Consider the following 18,622-nt stretch of genomic DNA (forward strand, 5'->3'; position numbering starts at 1 on the left):
GTGAGCCGTGCCCGCCGCACCCCTGTCACCGGCCTCAGGCCCGGCGCTTGCCCACCCCGTTGGGCCACAGGCGCGGCCGGCGCTTGGCGGCGACGTCCTCGACCCAGCCGAACGCCAGGATCGCCAGCCCTATGAGCGGCCAGATCGCGATCAGGACCAGCACCTCGTACGACTGCTCGATGTACGTACCGAACGTGTCGCCGAACCACGGGACGGACCAGAGCTCGTTGACGAGGTGCGCGGCCGCCATCAGCAGCAGGTTGTGCCACAGATAGATCGTCACGGCCCTGTTGTTCGCCAGGGTGACCATGCGGTCCCATCCGGCGAGCTTCCCGGGGAGCTTCTGCCAGGACGGCGCGTACACGAGCAGGATCGCGCAGAAGCCGAGGGACCAGGTGGCCTGGGCGAGCGGGATCTCGTCCAGATTCCAGCCCTCCTCGGTCAGGTGGCCGGACGCCCACCACAGGCCGAAGCCCATGACGATCGCGGCGGACGACACCGCCAGATAGCGCGGGATCTCCTTCAGCAGTCCGTCGTTGTGGGCGAAGCCCAGGATCCAGCAGGATCCGAACACGGCGAAGTCGATGAGACCTTCGCCGAACGTGCCGGGGACCGTCACCAGGCCGGTACCGATCACGGCCGTGAGGCCGATCGGGGCGAGCAGCGTCACCCACGGCAGTCTGCGGAACGCCTTCAGCAGCAGGGGCGAGGCGAGCACGAACCAGAGGTAGGCCCGGATGTACCAGAGCGGCCCCGCTGCCTGGTCGGCCCAGGTCAGCTCCAGCCAGCCGCCGGTCGAGCCGCTCTCCTCCGGGTACGGCGGGGTTCCGACCGGGAAGAGGTAGTAGCCGATCTTGATGAACCACCACAGCCCCTCCTCGCGGACGGGCTTCCAGCTCAGCGCGAACATCACCGGCACGACGACGAGCGAGAACGCCCACATCGGGGGGAGCAGCCTGCGCAGCCGGCTACGGATCACGCTTCCTGCGGGGCGGGCCAGCGAGCGGGCCATCAGCGAACCGGCCAGGGCGAACATCACGCCCATGGACGGGAAGAGGACGGTCAGCCAGGCCCAGCCGAAGAGGTGGAAGAAGACGACGCGGACGAGGGCCACAGCCCTCAGGAGGTCGAGATAGCGGTCCCGTCCCGGCTTGGCGGCCGGGGCGGCCTTGGCGGCGGCCCCGGCGGACGCGGAGGACTGGACGGTGGGCGGGGCGGTACGCGGTGCGGTGGGCGGGGCGCCCCGGTGCGAGCCCGTGTGCGCACCGGGGTGCGCCGGGCGAGCGCCGGGGACCGCCTGCGGGTCCAGGCCGGGCTCCGCCGCGAAGGGACTGTCCTGCGGCGGGTACTGGACGTACTCGCCGTACTGGCCGTACTCGCCTTCCGGCGGGTACGGGCCGTCCTGACGGGGCTGCTGGTTCGGATACGTCACGCGACTGGCCTCCGGTCCTTGTCGGCGTCCTTGCGACGGGTCTGTGTCGCACCCGGCGCTTCCACCGCTCCCGTACGGCGCAGCTTCTGCCAGCGCAGCCGGCCGCCGGTGAGAGCGGTGATCCACGACTGGAGCAGCACGACGTACATGAGCTGGCGGTAGAGGATCTGCTGGAGCGGCAGGGAGATCAGATGGACCATGCGCTCCCGGTCGAGCCGGAACGCGTACGCGGCGCAGACGGCCTGGACCAGCAGGACGCCGAACCAGGCGGCGACCGTCTTCCCCGTCGGGCCGAAGACCAGTCCGTACAGCAGGAAGACGTCGATGAGGGGCGCCAGCAGCGGGGCGACGACCATGAACAGCGAGACGAACGGCAATCCGACCCGTCCGAAGCGTCCCGAGGGGCCCCGCTCGATGACGGCGCGACGGTGCTTCCAGATGGCCTGCATCGTGCCGTACGACCACCGGTAGCGCTGCGACCACAGCTGCTGCACGGACTCCGGAGCCTCGGTCCAGGCCCGCGCGTTCTCCGCGTAGACGACATCCCAGCCGTCGCGGTGCAGGGCCATGGTGACGTCGGTGTCCTCGGCGAGGGTGTCCTCGCTCATGCCGCCGATCCGGTCGAGCGCGTCCCGGCGGAAGGCGCCGACCGCACCGGGGATGGTGGGCATGCAGCGCAGCATGTCGTACATCCGGCGGTCGAGGTTGAAGCCCATCACGTACTCGATGTGCTGCCAGGCGCCGATCAGCGAGTCGCGGTTGCCGACCTTGGCGTTCCCCGCGACCGCCCCGACCCGGGGGTCGGCGAAGGGCTGCACGAGCTCACGCACGGTGGAGGGTTCGAACACCGTGTCGCCGTCCATCATCACGACGATGTCGTAGCGGGCGTTCGCGATGCCGTTGTTCAGCGCCGCGGGCTTTCCGGCGTTGCGCTGGCGGACGACGCGGACGTTCGGAATCCACATCTCGTCGACGAGGTCGGCCGTACCGTCCGTCGAGCCGTCGTCGATGACGATGACCTCGATCGGGTAGTCGCTGGCCACCAGCGAGCGCACGGTGGCGGCGATGCACTCGCGCTCGTTGTACGCGGGGACGAGGACCGACACCGGTCGGATGAAGGGTTCGCCCCAGCTGAAGTCCTTGCGGCGCACCCGCCTGGCGTGCAGGAAGGAGAGCAGCAGCATCAGACCGAAGCGGACCATCACCAGCACGCCGATGGCCGCGAGCCCGACCACCAGGACGCTGGTGACGTTCTCGGAGATCTCCACCGCCCCGATGAACGCCTTGCCCTTCCAGAGCGCGAACCCGGTGACCGGGGTGTGCGCGCTGGGGGCGCCGAGCGCCGTCGTGAGGTTGGTGAAGTCGTAGCCCTTGTCCTGCATCTTGGGCAGGAAGTGACCGAGTGCGGCAACGGTCTGGGACCGGTCGCCGCCGGAATCGTGCATCAGGACGATCGCGCCCTTGCCGTGCTTGGGCGTGGCGTTCTTGGAGATCACTCCAACCCCGGGGCGCTTCCAGTCCTCGCTGTCGGTGTTGTTCACGACGGTGAGGTAGCCGCGGCTGCCGATGTACTGCGTGACCGGCCAGGACTTGTTGTCCATGGCGTCGGAGAACGAGGAGTACGGCGGCCGGAACAGCGAGGTACGGATACCGGCTGCGCCCGCCAGCACCAGCTGGTTCTGGGAGAGCTCCCGGTCTATGCGGCTGGTGGACTGGAACGACAGGTCGGGGTGGTTGAACGTGTGCAGCCCCACCTCGTGCCCCTCATCGACCATGCGTTCCACGAGGTCGGGGTAGCGGGAGGCCATGGTGCCGGTGACGAAGAAGACGCCGTGCGCGTGGTGCTTCTTGAGCTCGTCCAGGACCCGCGGGGTCCAGACCGGGTCGGGGCCGTCGTCGAAGGTCAGGACGATCTTGTGGTCGGGTATGCGAAGGGTCTTCGCGGCCTGGCCCGGGGCCCGGGCGTCGATGACCGGACCGCCTTCGAGGACACTGTCCGGCACCTGCGTGGTGGGGGCCGGGGCCTGGACGCGGTGGTCGGCGAGGATCTCGCTGTGCACGTATCCGCGCAGCATCAGCATGGCGAGCAGGGCGACAAGAAGGAGCGACGGAAGCAGGTAGCGCATCGGAAGCCTGCGCCGGACGGTCCGCTTCTTCTTCCGGTTGTGCCTGCCCCGCGGGACGGGGGTTGTCATTTTTACTGGGCGCCTTCTTGTTGGACCACCGGCGGGGCCGAGGACTCTTCGGGCGGGGGCGGGCTCGACTCGGCCGGCCCGCCCGGGTCGGTCGACGGCGGAGGGCTGGCGGGCGGCGTCTCGGAGGCCGACGCCCCGGGAGCAGGCTGCGTGGCGACGTCGTCGTCCTTGGGCGGCACGATGCTCGCGGAGGCCGAGGAACCCTTGCCGGGCGAGGACGGTCCGGCGGACGCGCCGCCGATCGCGGTCGCACCGGCGGTGGCGGCCGGACCGGAGGCGGTGGAGCTGGGCGTGGGCCCGGGACTCTCGGCCACCGAGCCGGTGCGGTCGGTCGGGGCGGGCTGGACCTCCACCTCGCCCGACTTCTTCTCCTCCTGTCCGGAGAGAGGCAGCCAGGGAGCGCTGGAGTTGCCGCCGAGCACGGCGACGACCAGCGTCACCGCGTAGACGGCACAGATCGCGGCGAGTACCCAGCCCAGGCGCCGGTACGTCTTGCTGCGGCGGCCGCTCTCGTCGACGAAGACCGGACCGTCGGTGCTGTCCGGCGGAGTCGGTTCAACGGGCAGTTCGGAAAGTTGCCGGCCGAGTCCGTCCAGTTGGACGGTGACGTCGTTCGGCTCATGCGTGTGCCCGGTACGGGTACCTTCGCGCCAATTTTCCACAGGTGTTCGCACATCCCCCACTCAATGAGTCGGGTGCGCGCGAATGACTGGATTTCTGCCGTCGGACCGGGCCCCCACCCTGTCCGCACGCCCCCCACGCGGTGCACCCGGAAACATGAATGTAGCGCACCCCGGTGACCGTCAGGCCCGTGTGTCAGGTGTTGTTCATGAACAGTGACGCATGAGTGACACATCGGCTTCCGGCAGCCACGATTCAGGTGGCCGCACCATCCACCCCGCTGTCGCAGCCAGTTCGGCCGCAGCAGCACGCAGCGCGTTCAGACCTGGGTGAACCAGCCCGGTGCGCCACACCAGCAGCAGCGGGGACAGCGGGACGGGGCGGACCAACGGGCGCACCACCGTCCCCGGCAGCGGCGGGAAGTCGACGACGCTGAGAACGGGGTTGCCCGACTTGGCCATCACCCGTTGGAATTCAGCCACTCCGACGGCCAGCGGAGCGGGCGGGGCCAGCACGATGCCCCACTCGCCGAAGAGGCGGGCGGCGAGATCGGTCCACTCCAGGGTGCGCGTATTGCCTGCCCCCGCGTAGACGGTCTCACCGGACAGGTCGTCCAGGGTGACGACCTCACGCCCGGCGAGAGGATGGTCGCGCAGCAGCAGGACGGCCATCGGCTCGTACCGCACCGGCTGTACGGAGAGCCGGGCGAGAACCGCGGGGTCGAGCCCGGCCGCCCGCCCGAAGGAGACATCGAGCCGCCCCGCGAGCACCTCACCGGCCGCCCAGGTCAGACCGCTCTCGAAGCGGGCCATCAGCTCGCACTCGGGTGCGAGCTCCCGCGCCCTGGCCAGGACCCGGGCCGCGGTCATCCCGTCGATGTTGAGGTCGACGAGCAGCGGGCGGGCCGCCGGGTCGCCGAAGGCGGCGGCAAGCTCGGTGTGCGCGTCGAGCACCCGCCGGGCGTACGGAAGAAGGCGTTCCCCGTCCGGGGTGAGCGACACCTGGCGGGTGGTACGCACAAAGAGTTCCTGGCCGAGTTCGCGCTCCAGCCGGCGGATGTCCCGGCTCAGCGCCTGCTGCGCGACGTAGAGCCGGGCGGCGGCACGGGTGAAGTGCAGTTCCTCGGCGACGGCGACGAAGGCACGCAGAATCCGGGGGTCGACATCGGAGGAAGGCATACCCCGAATTTACAACAGAGGTGCGTGAATCGATGCGGGGTAGGTGTTGGACGGTACGGGCCACGCCCCGTGAGGGTTGATCCGTGCTCCAGAAAACCGCTTCCGCCCCCGTCGGCAACCCCTACCTCCGCCTGCTCGCCACCCCCGGCGCCCGCGCCTTCACCGCGGGAACCCTCCTGGCCCGGCTGCCCATGGGGATGTTCAGTGTCAGCGCCGTCATCATGATCGCCGGTGCGCACGGTTCGTACGCCCTCGCAGGCGCCGTCACCGCCACCGGCCTCGCCGCGACCGCCGTGGTGGCCCCCTGGACCGCGCGGCTCGTCGACCGGCACGGCCAGGCCAGGATCGCCGTGCCGGCCACCGCGCTCTCGGCGCTCGGCTCGCTCGCCCTGCTGCTCTGCGTGCACTACGACGCCCCGGTCTGGACGCTCTTCGCCGCGTACGCCGCCACGGCCACCGCCCCGAACACCGGAGGCATGTCCCGGGCCCGCTGGGCCCATCTGCACCAGGACGATCCGGCGGCCCGGCACACCGCGAACTCCTTCGAACAGGCCGCCGACGAGCTGTGCTTCATGCTCGGCCCGGTACTGGCCGCCACCCTGTGCGGGGCACTGTTCCCCGAAGCCGGCACACTCACCGGCGCGATCCTCCTGATGACCGGCGTCCTGATCTTCGCCGCACAACGGGCGACCGAGCCCCCGGTGGCACCGCGTACCCACGCGGCCTCTCCCCTTCGGACCCCCGGCATGCCCGCCCTGCTCGCCGCCTTCCTCGCGACGGGTGCGGTTTTCGGCGCCCTGGAGCTGGTCTCGATCGCCCACGCCGGGGGTGCGGTCCTCGCTCTCCAGGCGGGCGGTTCCTGCGTGGCGGGACTGCTGTACGGGTCGCTGCGCCCCGCCGGGGACATCCGGCGCCGACTGCTGCTCTGCCTCGCCGCGATGACCGTACTGATGTCGCTCCCCCTGATCGCCGCGGCCACGACCGACTCCCTGCTCGTCCTCGCGGGCTGCCTGCTGCTGGCAGGTGCGGCCACGGCGCCCACCATGGTCACCGCTATGACGCTGGTGCAGCGGCTCACCCCGCAGGCGCAGCTCAACGAAGGCATGACGCTCGCGGTCACCGCACTGCTGGGCGGAGTAGCCGTGGGTTCGGCGGTCGGCGGCCGGCTGGTGGAGCACTCCGGGACGGTCACCGGCTATGCGGCGCCGATGTGTGCGGCGGCGCTGGCGCTGGTGGTGGCTGCGGCCGGGACACGCAGGGCCTGAGTGCGGACGCACACAGAAAAAAACGAGGACCCCGTTGCCAGGGGCAACGGGGTCCTCGTTCACATGGGAATTGTGGAGATGGCGGGAATCGAACCCGCGTCCAACGGTGCGGAACCAGGGCTTCTCCGAGTGCAGTTCGCTGCGCTTTTCTCGGCCCCGGAGGTCACGCGAACAAGCCTCCGACAGGCCCAGTCACTGTTTGGTTTCCTTCTAGACCCCGTGACCGGGTTTAGAAGTTTAGATCCCTAATTGATGCCAGGATCCGGGTCGGGATCACCCCCGGGCTGACACTCCGCAGAGTCTTCGCTTAGCTGCTAATTAGGCAGCGAGGGCGAAGGCGGAGGAATCGCGCTTAGAAGTGGCGATTATTGTTTGCGACATATGGTTAACGAGATCATTGTCGCTTCCTCGACTCGCTTCCCCTGCTTCGACATCCGCTGTCGAAACCGATCATCCCCATGTTGATTTTTCAATGCGCGCACCTTCTGTGAGGTGCACGACCCATCGTACGTGACCGGAGCACGCCGGTGCCACCGTATTTTGGCAGCTCCGGGGCGAGGTCCCGGGCTACGCGCTCCGCTGGCGCCGGCGGACCGCCGAGATCGCGCGGTTCGTCTCCCGTGTGTCCTGCTTCTCGCGCAGCGTCTGACGCTTGTCGAACTCCTTCTTGCCCTTGGCGAGCGCGATCTCGACCTTGACCCGGCCGTCCTTGAAGTACAGCGCGAGGGGCACGATGGTGTGGCCCGTCTCCTGCGACTTCGACTCCAGCTTGTCGATCTCGGCCCGGTGCAGGAGCAGCTTGCGCTTCCGCTTGGCCGCGTGGTTGGTCCAGGTGCCCTGCACGTACTCCGGGACGTGGATGTTGTGCAGCCACGCCTCGTGGTTGTCGATCTGGACGAAGCCGTCGACCAGCGACGCCCTGCCCATCCGCAGCGACTTGACCTCCGTACCCATGAGCACGAGGCCGCACTCGTAGGTGTCGAGGACGTGGTAGTCGTGCCGCGCCTTCTTGTTCTGCGCAATCATCTTGCGCCCGGTGTCTTTTTCCTTGGCCATAGTGCGGTCATTTTCGCACTACGACCCACCCCCGAGGCCACTCAATACTGTCTCGGCCCGCTGCTGGGCCTCCGAACCCGCCCCGACGTCCGGTGTGATGCCGCGTCCTTCGACGCTGCGGCCCGCCGGAGTGCGGTACTGCCCGACGGTCAGTTCGGCCACCGAGCCGCCCGGCAGCTTGCTGGGCATCTGCACGGATCCCTTGCCGAAGGTGCGCGATCCGACGGTCACGGCCCTCCCCCGGTCCTGCAGGGCGCCGGTCAGCAGCTCGGCTGCGCTCATCGTGCCGCCGTCCACGAGGACGACCACGGGCCGGTCGGTGTCGCCCCCGGGCTCGGCGTAGAGGGCACGCTGCTCTCCGTGCACGTCGTAGGTGGCGACGAGTCCGCCGTCCAGGAAGGCGGAGGAGGCCGTGACGGCCTCGGTGACCAGTCCGCCCGCGTTGGCCCGCAGGTCCAGGAGGATCCCGGCTGCCCCCGGGGCCGTGCGCACGGCGTCGCGGACCGCGGTGCCCGCACCCTTGGTGAAGGCGGCGACCTTGATCAGCACGACGGAGGAGGGATCCCCGCCCAGCCGCTGGACGGTGACGGGCCGCGTGGTGAGCCGGGCCCGGCGCAGGGTCTCGGTCCAGGAGTGCCCACCTCGCCGGAGCCCGAGGACCACGGTGGTGCCCTCGACCGCTCCCGTACGGTCCCCGCGCAGCAGGGCGACGACCTCGGCCACCGGACGCTTCTCGACGGGGTGGCCGTCGACCGTACGCAGCAGGTCGCCCTTGCGGACACCTGCCAGGTCCGCAGGTCCGCCCGGCTGGACTCCCGTCACGACGACGTCTCCGCGGGCCGAGCGCTGCGCGGAGATGCCCACTCCGGTGTACGAGCCGTCGAGTGCCTGCTCGAAGTCCTTGTACTCGTGCTCGTCGTACACGGCGCCCCAGCGGTCCCCGCTGCGGCTGACGACCTCCGACGCGGCGTCCGTCCCGGACTTCCCGTCGGCCTCGGCGTCGGCCGCCGCGTCCGCGATCTCCTCACGGTCCACGGAACCGACGGTGGAGGAGACGGTGCGGGCCTTTATCTCCGCCGCCGTGTCGCCCTTCCGGGGCAGGGAACCGGTGGCCGCTGCGGTGGCCAGCACGCTCGCGAAAACCAATGTCAGGGCCGCCCCGCGGTAGATACCGCGGGGGTTCAATCGGTGCGTGAGGCCCGGCATGGCGCCGAGTCTAGGACAACGCCCCGGCGGCTCATGGCTCGTTGGCCGCATGCCGCACGGGGCGCTTGTCACACCTTGAGGTACTTGCGCAATGCGAAGAGAGCCGCAACAGCGGGCATCAGCAAGCCGATCGCAAGGACCAGCGGGAGTTTGGTGAGCACCGCTTCCCAGCCGATGAAGTCGATCAGATTCAGCTTCTCCTGGAGCGCGAGACCACCGTCGATCAGGAAGTACCGGCCGGCGAGCAGCATCACGCAGGCGAGCAGCCCCCCGATCAGACCGGCGAATGCCGCCTCCATGATGAACGGCATCTGGATGTAGAAGCCGGAGGCACCGACGAGGCGCATGATGCCCGTCTCCCGTCTCCGGCTGAACGCCGAGACACGGACGGTGTTCACGATGAGCATCAGCGCAATGACCAGCATCAGCGCCATCACGAAGAGCGCGGCCACGTTCATGCCGTTCATCAGCCCGAAGAGGTTGTCCAGGATGCTGCGCTGGTCCTGGACGGACTGCACCCCGTCACGGCCCGCGAAGGCCGTCGCGACGACCTTGTACTTCTGCGGGTCGTCGAGCTTGACGCGGAACGACTCCTGCATCTGGTCCGGCGTGATGTTGCCGGCCATCGGCGAATCGCCGAACTGCTCCTGGTAGTGCTTGTACGCCTCGTCGACCGTCTCGAAGTCGACCTTCTCGACGGCGTCCATCTTCTTGAGATCGGCTTCGATCTCCTTCTTCTGCTGGGCGGTGACAGCACCCTTGGCGCACTTGGGTACGTCCTTGGCGTCGCTCTTGTTGCAGAGGAAGATCGAGACGTTGACCTTGTCGTACCAGTAGGTCTTCATCGAGCTGACCTGCTCGCGCATCAACAACGCACCGCCGAACAGGGCGAGCGAGAGGGCGACGGAGACCACGACCGCGAAGGTCATCGTGAGGTTGCGACGAAGACCGACGCCGATCTCCGACAGGACGAACTGGGCGCGCATGGCGTCCTTTCAGTACTCGATGCTTGTGCAGGTGCTCAGTGCTGGTAGCCGTAGACGCCGCGCGCCTGGTCACGTACGAGACGGCCCTGCTCGAGCTCGATGACGCGCTTGCGCATCTGGTCGACGATGTTCTGGTCGTGGGTCGCCATGATCACGGTGGTGCCGGTCCGGTTGATCCGGTCCAGCAGCTTCATGATGCCCACGGAGGTCTGCGGGTCGAGGTTTCCGGTCGGCTCGTCCGCGATCAGCAGCATGGGGCGGTTGACGAACGCACGGGCGATCGCCACGCGTTGCTGTTCACCACCGGAGAGCTCACCGGGCATCCGGTCCTCCTTGCCCCCGAGACCGACGAGGTCGAGCACCTGCGGCACGGCCTTGCGGATCTCGCCGCGCGGCTTGCCGATGACCTCCTGCGCGAAGGCCACGTTCTCGGCAACGGTCTTGTTGGGGAGGAGCCGGAAGTCCTGGAAGACCGTGCCCAGCTGGCGGCGCATCTGCGGCACCTTCCAGTTGGACATACGCGCGAGGTCCTTCCCGAGCACATGGACCATGCCCTGGCTGGCGCGCTCCTCGCGGAGGATGAGCCGCATGAAGGTGGACTTCCCGGAGCCGGATGAGCCCACGAGGAAGACGAACTCACCCTTCTCGATGTCGAGTGAGACATCCCGGAGAGCTGGACGGCTCTGCTTCGGGTAGGTCTTGGAGACGTTGTCGAATCGGATCACGGATGCACCACGGTCGGCCGGGAGTAGGTGTGCGTGACCATACGCGAACCGGGCTGACGCGTGCAGCCGGCGTCCAGCAATGGGCGTTATGTAACGAAACACGACCGGGTGCGAAACGGGGCGTGCCGGACCTTGTCCGGCGGGCCGCGCCGAAACCCGCACGAGCTGGCACAGTGGTAGGGGGAACGGTTGCGTTTCCCGGAGCGTTGTGCGGAGAGAAAGCGTATGCGGCTCCGCCGCGCGGGAGGAGGAAAGCGCATGACCTATGACCGACTGGTGTGCGCACACTGCGCGGCTCCCGTCAGCGAGGGCCGGTGCCGCGTCTGCCGGGCGAACCGGGAGCGTATGCAGGAGGAGGGCCCGTTCGCGGGGCTGAATCCGGCGATGCTGATCGCCCTGATGGTGATCCTGGTGGCCGCCCTCGCGCTGCTCGCGCACCAAGCCGTGTAATCGAGCGGTTACGGCTTCGCCGCCCCTTTTCACCTGTTCTCCCGCGGGCACCCGCGGGAGCGCTTCCGTGAGCAGCTCACGGCCCGCACCTTGCCCGTCGGGCTTGTACGGGATCGAGGCGATGGCAGGTACGTGAGCGAGCGGACAGGGCACCCTGCCGGCAGCCGGCACAGGCGGCTCGGACGGCTCTGAGGCTGACCGGCTCGCGCTCCGGCGAGGTCGGGCCGAAGGGCACTACCGATGCGTCACCGAGTGTGGTCGGGCCGATACGGAGGACGACGGCGTCACGCACTCGGGGCAGGTACATCAGGTCGCATGCGCGACCGAAGACGTTCACATCCAGCGGTGCTGTCTCGCCCACCTTGGAACGCCGTCCGTACGACCGGTGAGCCCAGGCGCCCCTCGGCGTCGAGCGCTCCGTTGTCGCCGGTGGGCTGGAAACGCCGTGTTCCCTCACCGTCGCCCGGGTCGAGGCCCAGAAATACCGGCTGCCCGGTGGCGTACTCATCCATGAGCTGGTAGCTCGCGCCGGCGACGCGGCCGCGCGCACCCGGCGGCAGTAGGCACCCCTGTGCGTCGACCACCGTGAGAGTGCTGCCCTCCTTGCCCGGCCGGCCCTGCCGGGGCGGTATGCAGCTCTTCCGGGGTGATCAGCGTGTTCAGACGGGTCCCGGTCATGCCGTAGTACAGGTGCTGCACGGGCCCGAGGCGCTCCCGGGCCGGACCGATCAGCCACCGGTTGATCTGCAGACTGCCGGAAGCACGAAACACAGCCGGGCCGTGGCCGCCAGGTCCCGGGAGTCGAGGTGCGAGACCAGGAACGCGAGAAAGGGCGGAACCATCAAGGGGGTGGAGACACCCTCCGTCCGGATCAGCCGGGCCATGTCCGCCCCGTCCCCCTCCGGGCTCAGGCCGATTCGGTCGCCGAGGGGCAGAAACACTCGGGCCGAACGCGAACTGCGCGACCAGTGAAGCGAGTCGGCGTCCTTCGATAGAGGAGTGGCGAATAGCCGCGTTGGGTGTGCCACTGGTGCCCGAGGTGAAGCAGTACATCGCGAACGACTGTTCCACCGGCTCCACTTCGCGTGCTTCGGAGGCCGCAAGGGAGGCGTACGTCGGTGCGCCCTCGGTGGAGCCGTCCAGATGTCCGTAGAGAACGGCGTCACCGCCGGGCACCCCGCACGCTCCAGGAGGGACCTGCACGCCCTGGTGCTGATCAGCGCAGTGGGCCGCAGTTGCCCCAGGGCGCGCGCCGTCGCCTCGGGGACGCGGTGCAGTCGAGGCCGCCGCAGGGGATGCCCAGGCTCGCGCAGGAGTCGCCGCTGCCCCGGCCCGAGGTGGCTCATTGCGGTTACGCGGCCACCGCCACCAGGGGCATCGACGGCCACTACGGCCACGGTGCCGGATTCCCGGCCCCGTCTTCATACTCAGCATCCAGGAGCACCTGGCCGCGGTGCTCACCGCCGACAAGACCCGCGGCGCCACCTTCCTGACGGGCATGCACACCGAGAGCGCCGAACAGCCGGAGATTGCCGAGCACTTCTCCCGGCTGCCGGGCGAACTCCTCGCACACGTACCGCGGCCGGCCGGCCTCCGAGCACGGCCTGAAGAACGTCATCGACTGCAACACCCGCGACGAGGTGATGCGGGCCTACGCCTTCGGTTTCCGTATCGTCGCCCGGCCGGTGCGGGATCTCGCACTGTCGGCGCTTCCTGCACGCATACGAGAGGCCCGGATTGAGGAACCGTTCGGCATCCAGTACAAGCTCGCTCCGGCGCGCTCCACGTCCTCTCGCGCTCCACCGGCGTCCCGGGCCTCAACCGGTATGCGGTCGGAGCGATCGCGCTGATCTGCGCAGTCGTCAGCTTCTCCTCCGCGAAGAGGGAGAGCGACTCGCGGGAGAGCGCACCGGCGTTCGCGAAGGCGGAGGCGTCACCCGCGCCGTAACCCGGCAGGCAGCCGACACCACCGCCTGAGGGCGTCTGCCGCCCACGCACAGAGGGACCCGATCCGCAGAAGCGGATCGGGTCCCTCTGTGCGTGCATGTACCGCTAGCGGTTACTAGGCGACCGTACGGCCGTTCACCAGGCGCGGCAGGATACGGAAGCCGATGCCACCGGCGATCATCGTCGCGGCGCCGACCAGCAGGAACGTGGTCTCGGCCGCACCGGTCTCGGCGAGCTCGTCCTTGCCCTTGCCCTGCTCGACCGGCTGGTTGCCGACACTGTCGGTGTCGGTGTTGTCGGCGCACTCGGCACCGTCGAGGTCGACGGTGCAGGAGCCGTCGGTGTCACCGGTGGCGGAACCGGTGGTCCCGCCGTCCGTGCCGCCGTCAGCGCCACCATTGGCACCGTTACCGCCGTCAGCGCCACCATCAGCGGCACCGCCGTCAGCACCACCATCGGCACCGCCGTCAACGCCGCCGTCAACGCCGCCGTCAGCGCCACCATCGGCACCGCCGTCCACGCCGCCGTCAACGCCACCATCGGCGCCACCATCAGCGGCACCGCCGTCAACACCACCATCGGCGCCACCATCAGCGGCACCGCCGTCAACACCACCATCGGCGCCACCATCAGCGGCACCACCATCAGCGGCGCCACCGTCAGCACCACCATCAGCGGCACCACCATCAGCGGCACCACCATCAGCGGCACCGCCGTCAGCGCCACCATCAGCGGCGCCACCATCAGCACCACCGTCAGCGGCGCCACCGTCGGCGCCCGCGTCGACTCCACCGAGGAGGCCGCCGTCGGCCTCCTCACCGGTGGTCACCTGGGCACTGAGCCCGGTCTCGTCGGCGTCCACGCCGATACCGATGCCGAGGCCTGTGGCCTGTGCGGCACCCGCAACGGTGAGCGAGGCTCCCGCGGCAATAACCGCGCCGGCGGCTATCCGCGCGACGCGGAGTCGCGTCTTCTTGGTCATCTGTTGCTACCCCCAGTAGCTGATCTCGTCGATGGAGCAGCCATATGCGGTCCTCGGCCCTGTGGGGGTCGCGCGCTCTGCAGGGCCACGTCGTGCCGTGGTCATCCCGCCCCGCCCCCGTTCACACCTGTCCCAGACATACGCATGCTGCTCCTGCAGCCTGTCCAGAGTTAAGGACTACGTCAAGGCCGTTCCGGGGCTTACGCGCCGCTATGGGGGTTCTTGACGGCTATTCAAAACCACGACTGTGACGCATTCACCACACAGCCCCCTCAACTCGCCTTCACGCGGCGGGAAAAGGAAACGGGCCCGGGCAGGTATCCCTGCCGGGCCCGACCACCGTACGGATACGGCTACTTCTCGCTCTGCTTGCGCCAGCGGATACCGGCCTCGATGAAGCCGTCGATCTCGCCGTTGAACACCGCTTCCGGGTTGCCCATCTCGAACTCCGTACGCAGGTCCTTGACCATCTGGTACGGGTGCAGGACGTACGAACGCATCTGGTTGCCCCAGGAGTTGCCGCCGTCACCCTTGAGCGCGTTCATCTTCGCCTGCTCCTCCTGGCGGCGGCGCTCAAGAAGCTTCGCCTGGAGGACGTTCATGGCGGATGCCTTGTTCTGGATCTGCGAACGCTCGTTCTGGCAGGAGACGACGATGCCGGTCGCCAGGTGGGTCAGGCGCACCGCGGAGTCCGTGGTGTTGACGCCCTGACCGCCGGGGCCCGAGGAGCGGTACACGTCCACACGCAGCTCGGACTCGTCGATCTCGATGTGGTCCGTCTGCTCGACCACCGGCAGCACCTCGACACCCGCGAAGGACGTCTGGCGGCGGCCCTGGTTGTCGAAGGGCGAGATCCGGACGAGCCGGTGGGTGCCCTGCTCGACGGAGAGCGTGCCGTAGGCGTACGGCACCTCCACCGCGAAGGTGGTCGACTTGATGCCGGCCTCTTCCGCGTACGCGGTCTCGTAGACCTCGGTCTTGTAGTTGTGCCGCTCGGCCCAGCGGAGGTACATGCGCTGGAGCTTCTCGGCGAAGTCGGCGGCGTCGACGCCACCGGCCTCGGCGCGGATGGTGACCAGGGCCTCGCGCGCGTCGTACTCGCCGGAGAGGAGCGTGCGGACCTCCATCTCGTCCAGCGCCTTCCTGACCGATTCCAGCTCGGACTCCGCCTCCGCCAGCGCGTCGGCGTCAGCCTCGTCCTCGGCGAGCTCGAAGAGGATGGCGAGGTCGTCGATGCGGCCGCGCAGGGTCTCGGTCTTGCGGACCTCGGCCTGGAGGTGCGAAAGCTTGCTGGTGATCTTCTGGGCCGCCTCCGGGTCGTCCCAGAGGGACGGCGCCGCAGCCTGCTCCTCGAGCGCGGCGATGTCGGCCCTCAGCGCATCCAGGTCCAGGACGGCCTCGATCGACCCCATGGTCGAGGAGAGGGACTTCAGCTCTTCGGAAATATCGACGACTGCCACGGGTCCAGCCTAACGGCTGGACGAGTGAACCTGTCCCTCCCCCGGAGCCGGGCCGTCCCGGCGGCGGGTCTCAGGGCGTCGCCGGCGCCGAATTCCGCGTGTCCTGGGGGGTCGCGCCCGCGTCGTCACCGCTCGTGGCGAGCCATCCGCCCACTCCTACGGCCACGCACAGGGCGACCACCGCCACACCGAGGGTGATGCGCCGCTTGCGGACGGCGGCGGACTTGTTGCGCGCCGATCCGGGCCGCGGACGCCCCGGGGCGCGCGGGGCCCGTGCGGTACCCAGGGGGCCGCCGGCCAGTTCGTCGGGGGCCGGGACACGCATGCTCGTGTGGGTGTCCCGGTTGGAGTCCGGGGAGGAGCCCGGGACCAGCGGGACCGCGCCGCGGCGGCGGGGCTCCTCCTGGGCGGGGGTGTACTGCTGCTCGTCGTACGTCTGCGGCTCGGCCTCGGAATCGGGCTCGTCCACATCCAGCGGAGGTATTCCGGACAGCAGCGGAAGCAGTTCGCGCAGGCGGACCGCGAGCTCGGAGGCGCGCAGCCGGGATGCGGGGGCCTTGGCCAGGCATTGGACCAGGAGCTGCCAGAGCTCCTCGGGGATGCCCGGGAGGGGGACGACCGTCTCGGTGACGTGTCGGCGCAGCACCGCGCCGGGGTGGCCGCCACCGAAGGGCGTGAAGCCCGCCAGGAGCTCGTACAGCACCGTCGCGAGGGCGTAGATGTCCACGGCGGCGCGCGGCGGGAGGCCCTCGACGATTTCGGGGGCCAGATAGTCCGGCGTACCGATGATCTTGGTGGCCTTGGTGCGGCGCGGGGTGTCGATCAGCTTGGCGACGCCGAAGTCGGTGAGCAGTGCCGGGTGCGAGCCCCCGGGGCCCAGTGGGCCCTCCATGTCGAGCAGGATGTTCTCCGGCTTGACGTCGCGGTGGACCACTCCCGCCCGGTGCGCGGCCGCGAGCCCGTCGGCCACGTCCGCGATGATCGCCGCGGCGGCCTCCGGCGCGAGGCGCCGCTCGCGGTCGAGACGGGTGCGCAGATCGGTGCCCCGTACGAGGTCCATGACCAGCGCCAGGTCGTTGCCGTCCACGACGAGGTCGCGCACGGCGACCACGTGCGGATGACCGAGCCCGAGCAGGGCGGTGCGCTCCTGCACGAAGCGGCCCACGAGCTCCTGGTCGGACGCGAGGTCCTCACGGAGCAGCTTGATGGCGACGGGGCCCTCGGGCCCCTCGCCGAGCCACACCGTGCCGGCGCTGCCGCGCCCCAGAATCTGGTGGGCGGTGTACCGGCTGCCGATATTCCGTGCCAAGACTGCTCCCTCAGCGGCTGGCGTTGACCCCCGGTCGACAAAGTTACGCGGCTATCGGGGTGTTGCGTGGCCTGGTTGGCGCCAACCTTCACTTCTGCGGGCGAAATAGCCCGCAGAAGTCGACAAAGACACAGAGTGGGCGACGTTACTGACCGCTGGGCGGCTCTTCGGGGTTGCTGCCGCCCAGGTCCTCGACCCAGCCGGAGACCTTGGAGATCCCGTCCCCGATCGCCTCCCAGTACCCCTTGCCCTGGGCCACCCAGTCCTGCAGCGGTGTCAGTTCCCAGATCAGCCACCCGGCGACGATCATCAGCACCACGGTGAACAGGCACCCCTTGAGGCAGCCGAGGCCGGGGATGCGCGTCGGGTTGGCGCTGCGCTGCCTGGGCTGGCGCGGGGCCGGCGGCTGGGGAGCCGGCTGCTGCGGGGGTGCGTACTGCTGGCGCTGCGGCTGGTGCTGCTGCGGCTGGTAGCGCTGAGGCTGCTGCTGGGGGTACTGCTGGGCGCGCTGGGGCTGCGGGCGCTGCTGCTGCTGCTGAGGCTGCTGGCGCTGCGGGGGCTGTTGCTGGCGCTGCGGGCGGCGGCGCAGCGGGTCCTGGCTCGGGTCGAGGTACTGGACCTGCGTCTGCTCGTTGCGGTCGCGGGCCGCCCGGAGCTGGGACTGCCAGGGGTGCGGCTCGTCGGGGCGCGGAGGGCCATCGGGATGCGGGGGCACGGGAGGCATGACCGCGGTCGGGTCGGCGTGGCCGCCGCCTCCCGGAGTCTGCTGCATCACGCTGGTCGGGGCCGCCGGGTCGTACGAACCCGCGTTGCTCGGCAGCACCTGCGTCGCATCGGCCGCGCCCGGGATCTCCGGTACGGCGGCGGGCGCCGGATCGGGTGCGAGCAGGGCGCCCACGCCCTCGGCCGCGGCGATCTGCGCCGAGTTCGCGTGCACCCCGACACCCGCGCCGACGGTACGCAGCGCGCGGGCCAGGCTCACGGCGCTGGGCCGCTGGGCCGGGTCCTTGCGCAGGCAACGCTCTATGACCGTCCACAGGGGCTCCGGAACGGTGCTGGGCCGCCGGGGCTCCTCGCTGAGGTGCCGGTGCAGGACCTCGAGGGCGGTGCCCCCGGCGAACGGCGGGCGTCCGGTGACCAGCTCGTAGAGCAGAATGCCCGCGCCGTAGATGTCCACGGCGGAGGTCTGCGGACGGCCCTCGGCGGACTCGGGCGCCACGTAGGCGGGCGTGCCGACGAACTCATGGGTCCGGGTCAGGCCCGGGGAGTCCGCGAGGCGCGCGATGCCGAAGTCGGTGAGCATCGGGTGCATCGCACCGTCCCGCTCGTCGAGCAGCACGTTGGCGGGCTTCAGGTCGCGGTGGACGACGCCGTCGGCATGGCTGGCGGCGAGCGCGTCCGCGATCTGGGCGGTGAGCAGGGCGGCGGCGACCGGGGTGAGCGGGCCGTTCTCGCGGAGGTAACGGTGCAGGTCCGGGCCGTCGATCAGATCCATCACGAGGGCGAGGAGATCGCCTTCGACGACGAGGTCCCGGGTGCGCACGATGTTCGGATGGGTGAGCCGCAGCAGCACGGAGCGCTCACGCAGGAACCGCATCACGACATCCGCGTCGTTGGCGAGCTCCTCCTTGAGGACCTTGATCGCAACGGTCTCGCCGGGCTGCCCGGCGACAGCCGCCTCGGCACCCGCGGTCTCCCGCTGGCGGGCTCGCCAGACGGTGCCCGTGGCGCCGCGTCCGAGCGGCTCCTCGAGCAGGTACTTGCTGCCTACCGGCCGCACGTCATGCGCTCCCTGCTGATCGTTGTGCCT

The 18,622-nt window shown here is 69.6% G+C and carries 14 protein-coding genes and 1 other RNA gene; 2 read left to right on the forward strand and 13 right to left on the reverse strand.

What is annotated here, in order from left to right; translation table 11 throughout:
* Window positions 1–34: 34 nt before the first annotated feature.
* The 4 genes from ACFWBQ_RS07040 to ACFWBQ_RS07055 form a co-directional block, all read right to left on the reverse strand.
* On the reverse strand, window positions 35–1,432 hold the full coding sequence (locus tag ACFWBQ_RS07040; RefSeq protein WP_385484954.1) for an acyltransferase: 1,398 nt from the start codon (window positions 1,430–1,432) through the stop codon (window positions 35–37).
* Window positions 1,429–3,627, reverse strand: coding sequence for a bifunctional polysaccharide deacetylase/glycosyltransferase family 2 protein (locus tag ACFWBQ_RS07045; protein WP_385484956.1), 2,199 nt, complete (start codon window positions 3,625–3,627; stop codon window positions 1,429–1,431). Before ACFWBQ_RS07045 ends, ACFWBQ_RS07040 begins: the two co-directional genes overlap by 4 nt.
* Window positions 3,628–3,629: 2 nt before the next feature.
* A complete protein-coding gene (locus ACFWBQ_RS07050; protein ID WP_385484958.1) occupies window positions 3,630–4,301 on the reverse strand; it encodes a hypothetical protein in 672 nt (223 codons plus the stop codon).
* A 153-nt stretch (window positions 4,302–4,454) separates the two neighbouring features.
* Complete coding sequence (locus ACFWBQ_RS07055) at window positions 4,455–5,426, reverse strand: LysR family transcriptional regulator (protein WP_385484960.1); 972 nt, start codon at window positions 5,424–5,426, stop codon at window positions 4,455–4,457.
* An 83-nt stretch (window positions 5,427–5,509) separates the two neighbouring features.
* Here ACFWBQ_RS07055 and ACFWBQ_RS07060 point away from each other — a divergent pair, with 83 nt between their 5' ends.
* On the forward strand, window positions 5,510–6,691 hold the full coding sequence (locus ACFWBQ_RS07060; RefSeq protein WP_385484962.1) for an MFS transporter: 1,182 nt from the start codon (window positions 5,510–5,512) through the stop codon (window positions 6,689–6,691).
* A 70-nt stretch (window positions 6,692–6,761) separates the two neighbouring features.
* On the opposite strand, the gene ssrA is transcribed toward ACFWBQ_RS07060, so the two are convergent.
* The 5 genes from ssrA to ftsE form a co-directional block, all read right to left on the reverse strand.
* Window positions 6,762–7,149: a transfer-messenger RNA gene (gene ssrA, locus ACFWBQ_RS07065) on the reverse strand.
* A gap of 109 nt (window positions 7,150–7,258) precedes the next feature.
* Window positions 7,259–7,747: an SsrA-binding protein SmpB gene (gene smpB / locus ACFWBQ_RS07070; RefSeq protein ID WP_385484964.1), complete on the reverse strand. Its 489-nt coding sequence runs from the start codon at window positions 7,745–7,747 to the stop codon at window positions 7,259–7,261.
* Between the two features lie 18 nt (window positions 7,748–7,765).
* Window positions 7,766–8,953, reverse strand: coding sequence for a S41 family peptidase (locus tag ACFWBQ_RS07075; protein WP_385484966.1), 1,188 nt, complete (start codon window positions 8,951–8,953; stop codon window positions 7,766–7,768).
* A 68-nt stretch (window positions 8,954–9,021) separates the two neighbouring features.
* A complete protein-coding gene (gene ftsX, locus ACFWBQ_RS07080) occupies window positions 9,022–9,939 on the reverse strand; it encodes a permease-like cell division protein FtsX (RefSeq protein ID WP_385484968.1) in 918 nt (305 codons plus the stop codon).
* 35 nt (window positions 9,940–9,974) lie between these two features.
* A complete protein-coding gene (gene ftsE, locus ACFWBQ_RS07085; protein ID WP_382735168.1) occupies window positions 9,975–10,664 on the reverse strand; it encodes a cell division ATP-binding protein FtsE in 690 nt (229 codons plus the stop codon).
* Window positions 10,665–10,922: 258 nt separating this feature from the next.
* On the opposite strand from ftsE, the gene ACFWBQ_RS07090 reads away from it, so the two are divergent.
* Window positions 10,923–11,114, forward strand: a complete 192-nt coding sequence (locus ACFWBQ_RS07090) for a hypothetical protein (RefSeq protein WP_385484970.1) — start codon at window positions 10,923–10,925, stop codon at window positions 11,112–11,114.
* A gap of 2,062 nt (window positions 11,115–13,176) precedes the next feature.
* On the opposite strand, the gene ACFWBQ_RS07095 is transcribed toward ACFWBQ_RS07090, so the two are convergent.
* The 4 genes from ACFWBQ_RS07095 to ACFWBQ_RS07110 form a co-directional block, all read right to left on the reverse strand.
* Window positions 13,177–14,043 (reverse strand): hypothetical protein, encoded by an 867-nt coding sequence (locus tag ACFWBQ_RS07095; protein ID WP_385484972.1) that lies wholly within the window; start codon window positions 14,041–14,043, stop codon window positions 13,177–13,179.
* 353 nt (window positions 14,044–14,396) lie between these two features.
* Window positions 14,397–15,503 (reverse strand): peptide chain release factor 2, encoded by a 1,107-nt coding sequence (gene prfB, locus ACFWBQ_RS07100; RefSeq protein WP_385484974.1) that lies wholly within the window; start codon window positions 15,501–15,503, stop codon window positions 14,397–14,399.
* Between the two features lie 70 nt (window positions 15,504–15,573).
* A complete protein-coding gene (locus ACFWBQ_RS07105) occupies window positions 15,574–16,812 on the reverse strand; it encodes a serine/threonine-protein kinase (RefSeq protein ID WP_385484976.1) in 1,239 nt (412 codons plus the stop codon).
* A gap of 145 nt (window positions 16,813–16,957) precedes the next feature.
* Window positions 16,958–18,592, reverse strand: coding sequence for a serine/threonine-protein kinase (locus tag ACFWBQ_RS07110; RefSeq protein WP_385484977.1), 1,635 nt, complete (start codon window positions 18,590–18,592; stop codon window positions 16,958–16,960).
* Window positions 18,593–18,622: the final 30 nt, after the last annotated feature.

The organism is Streptomyces sp. NPDC060035 (genome assembly GCF_042736635.1).
In the GTDB taxonomy this organism is placed as follows: Bacteria; Actinomycetota; Actinomycetes; order Streptomycetales; family Streptomycetaceae; genus Streptomyces.

Excerpts from the sequence above, each read along its gene's own strand:
- ACFWBQ_RS07045 (WP_385484956.1), bottom strand. The coding sequence starts at position 3,627 with ATGACAACCCCCGTCCCGCGGGGCAGGCACAACCGGAAGAAGAAGCGG.
- ftsX (WP_385484968.1), bottom strand. The coding sequence starts at position 9,939 with ATGCGCGCCCAGTTCGTCCTGTCGGAGATCGGCGTCGGTCTTCGTCGC.
- ACFWBQ_RS07075 (WP_385484966.1), bottom strand. The coding sequence starts at position 8,953 with ATGCCGGGCCTCACGCACCGATTGAACCCCCGCGGTATCTACCGCGGG.
- smpB (WP_385484964.1), bottom strand. The coding sequence starts at position 7,747 with ATGGCCAAGGAAAAAGACACCGGGCGCAAGATGATTGCGCAGAACAAG.
- ACFWBQ_RS07095 (WP_385484972.1), bottom strand. The coding sequence starts at position 14,043 with ATGACCAAGAAGACGCGACTCCGCGTCGCGCGGATAGCCGCCGGCGCG.
- ACFWBQ_RS07055 (WP_385484960.1), bottom strand. The coding sequence starts at position 5,426 with ATGCCTTCCTCCGATGTCGACCCCCGGATTCTGCGTGCCTTCGTCGCC.
- ACFWBQ_RS07090 (WP_385484970.1), top strand. The coding sequence starts at position 10,923 with ATGACCTATGACCGACTGGTGTGCGCACACTGCGCGGCTCCCGTCAGC.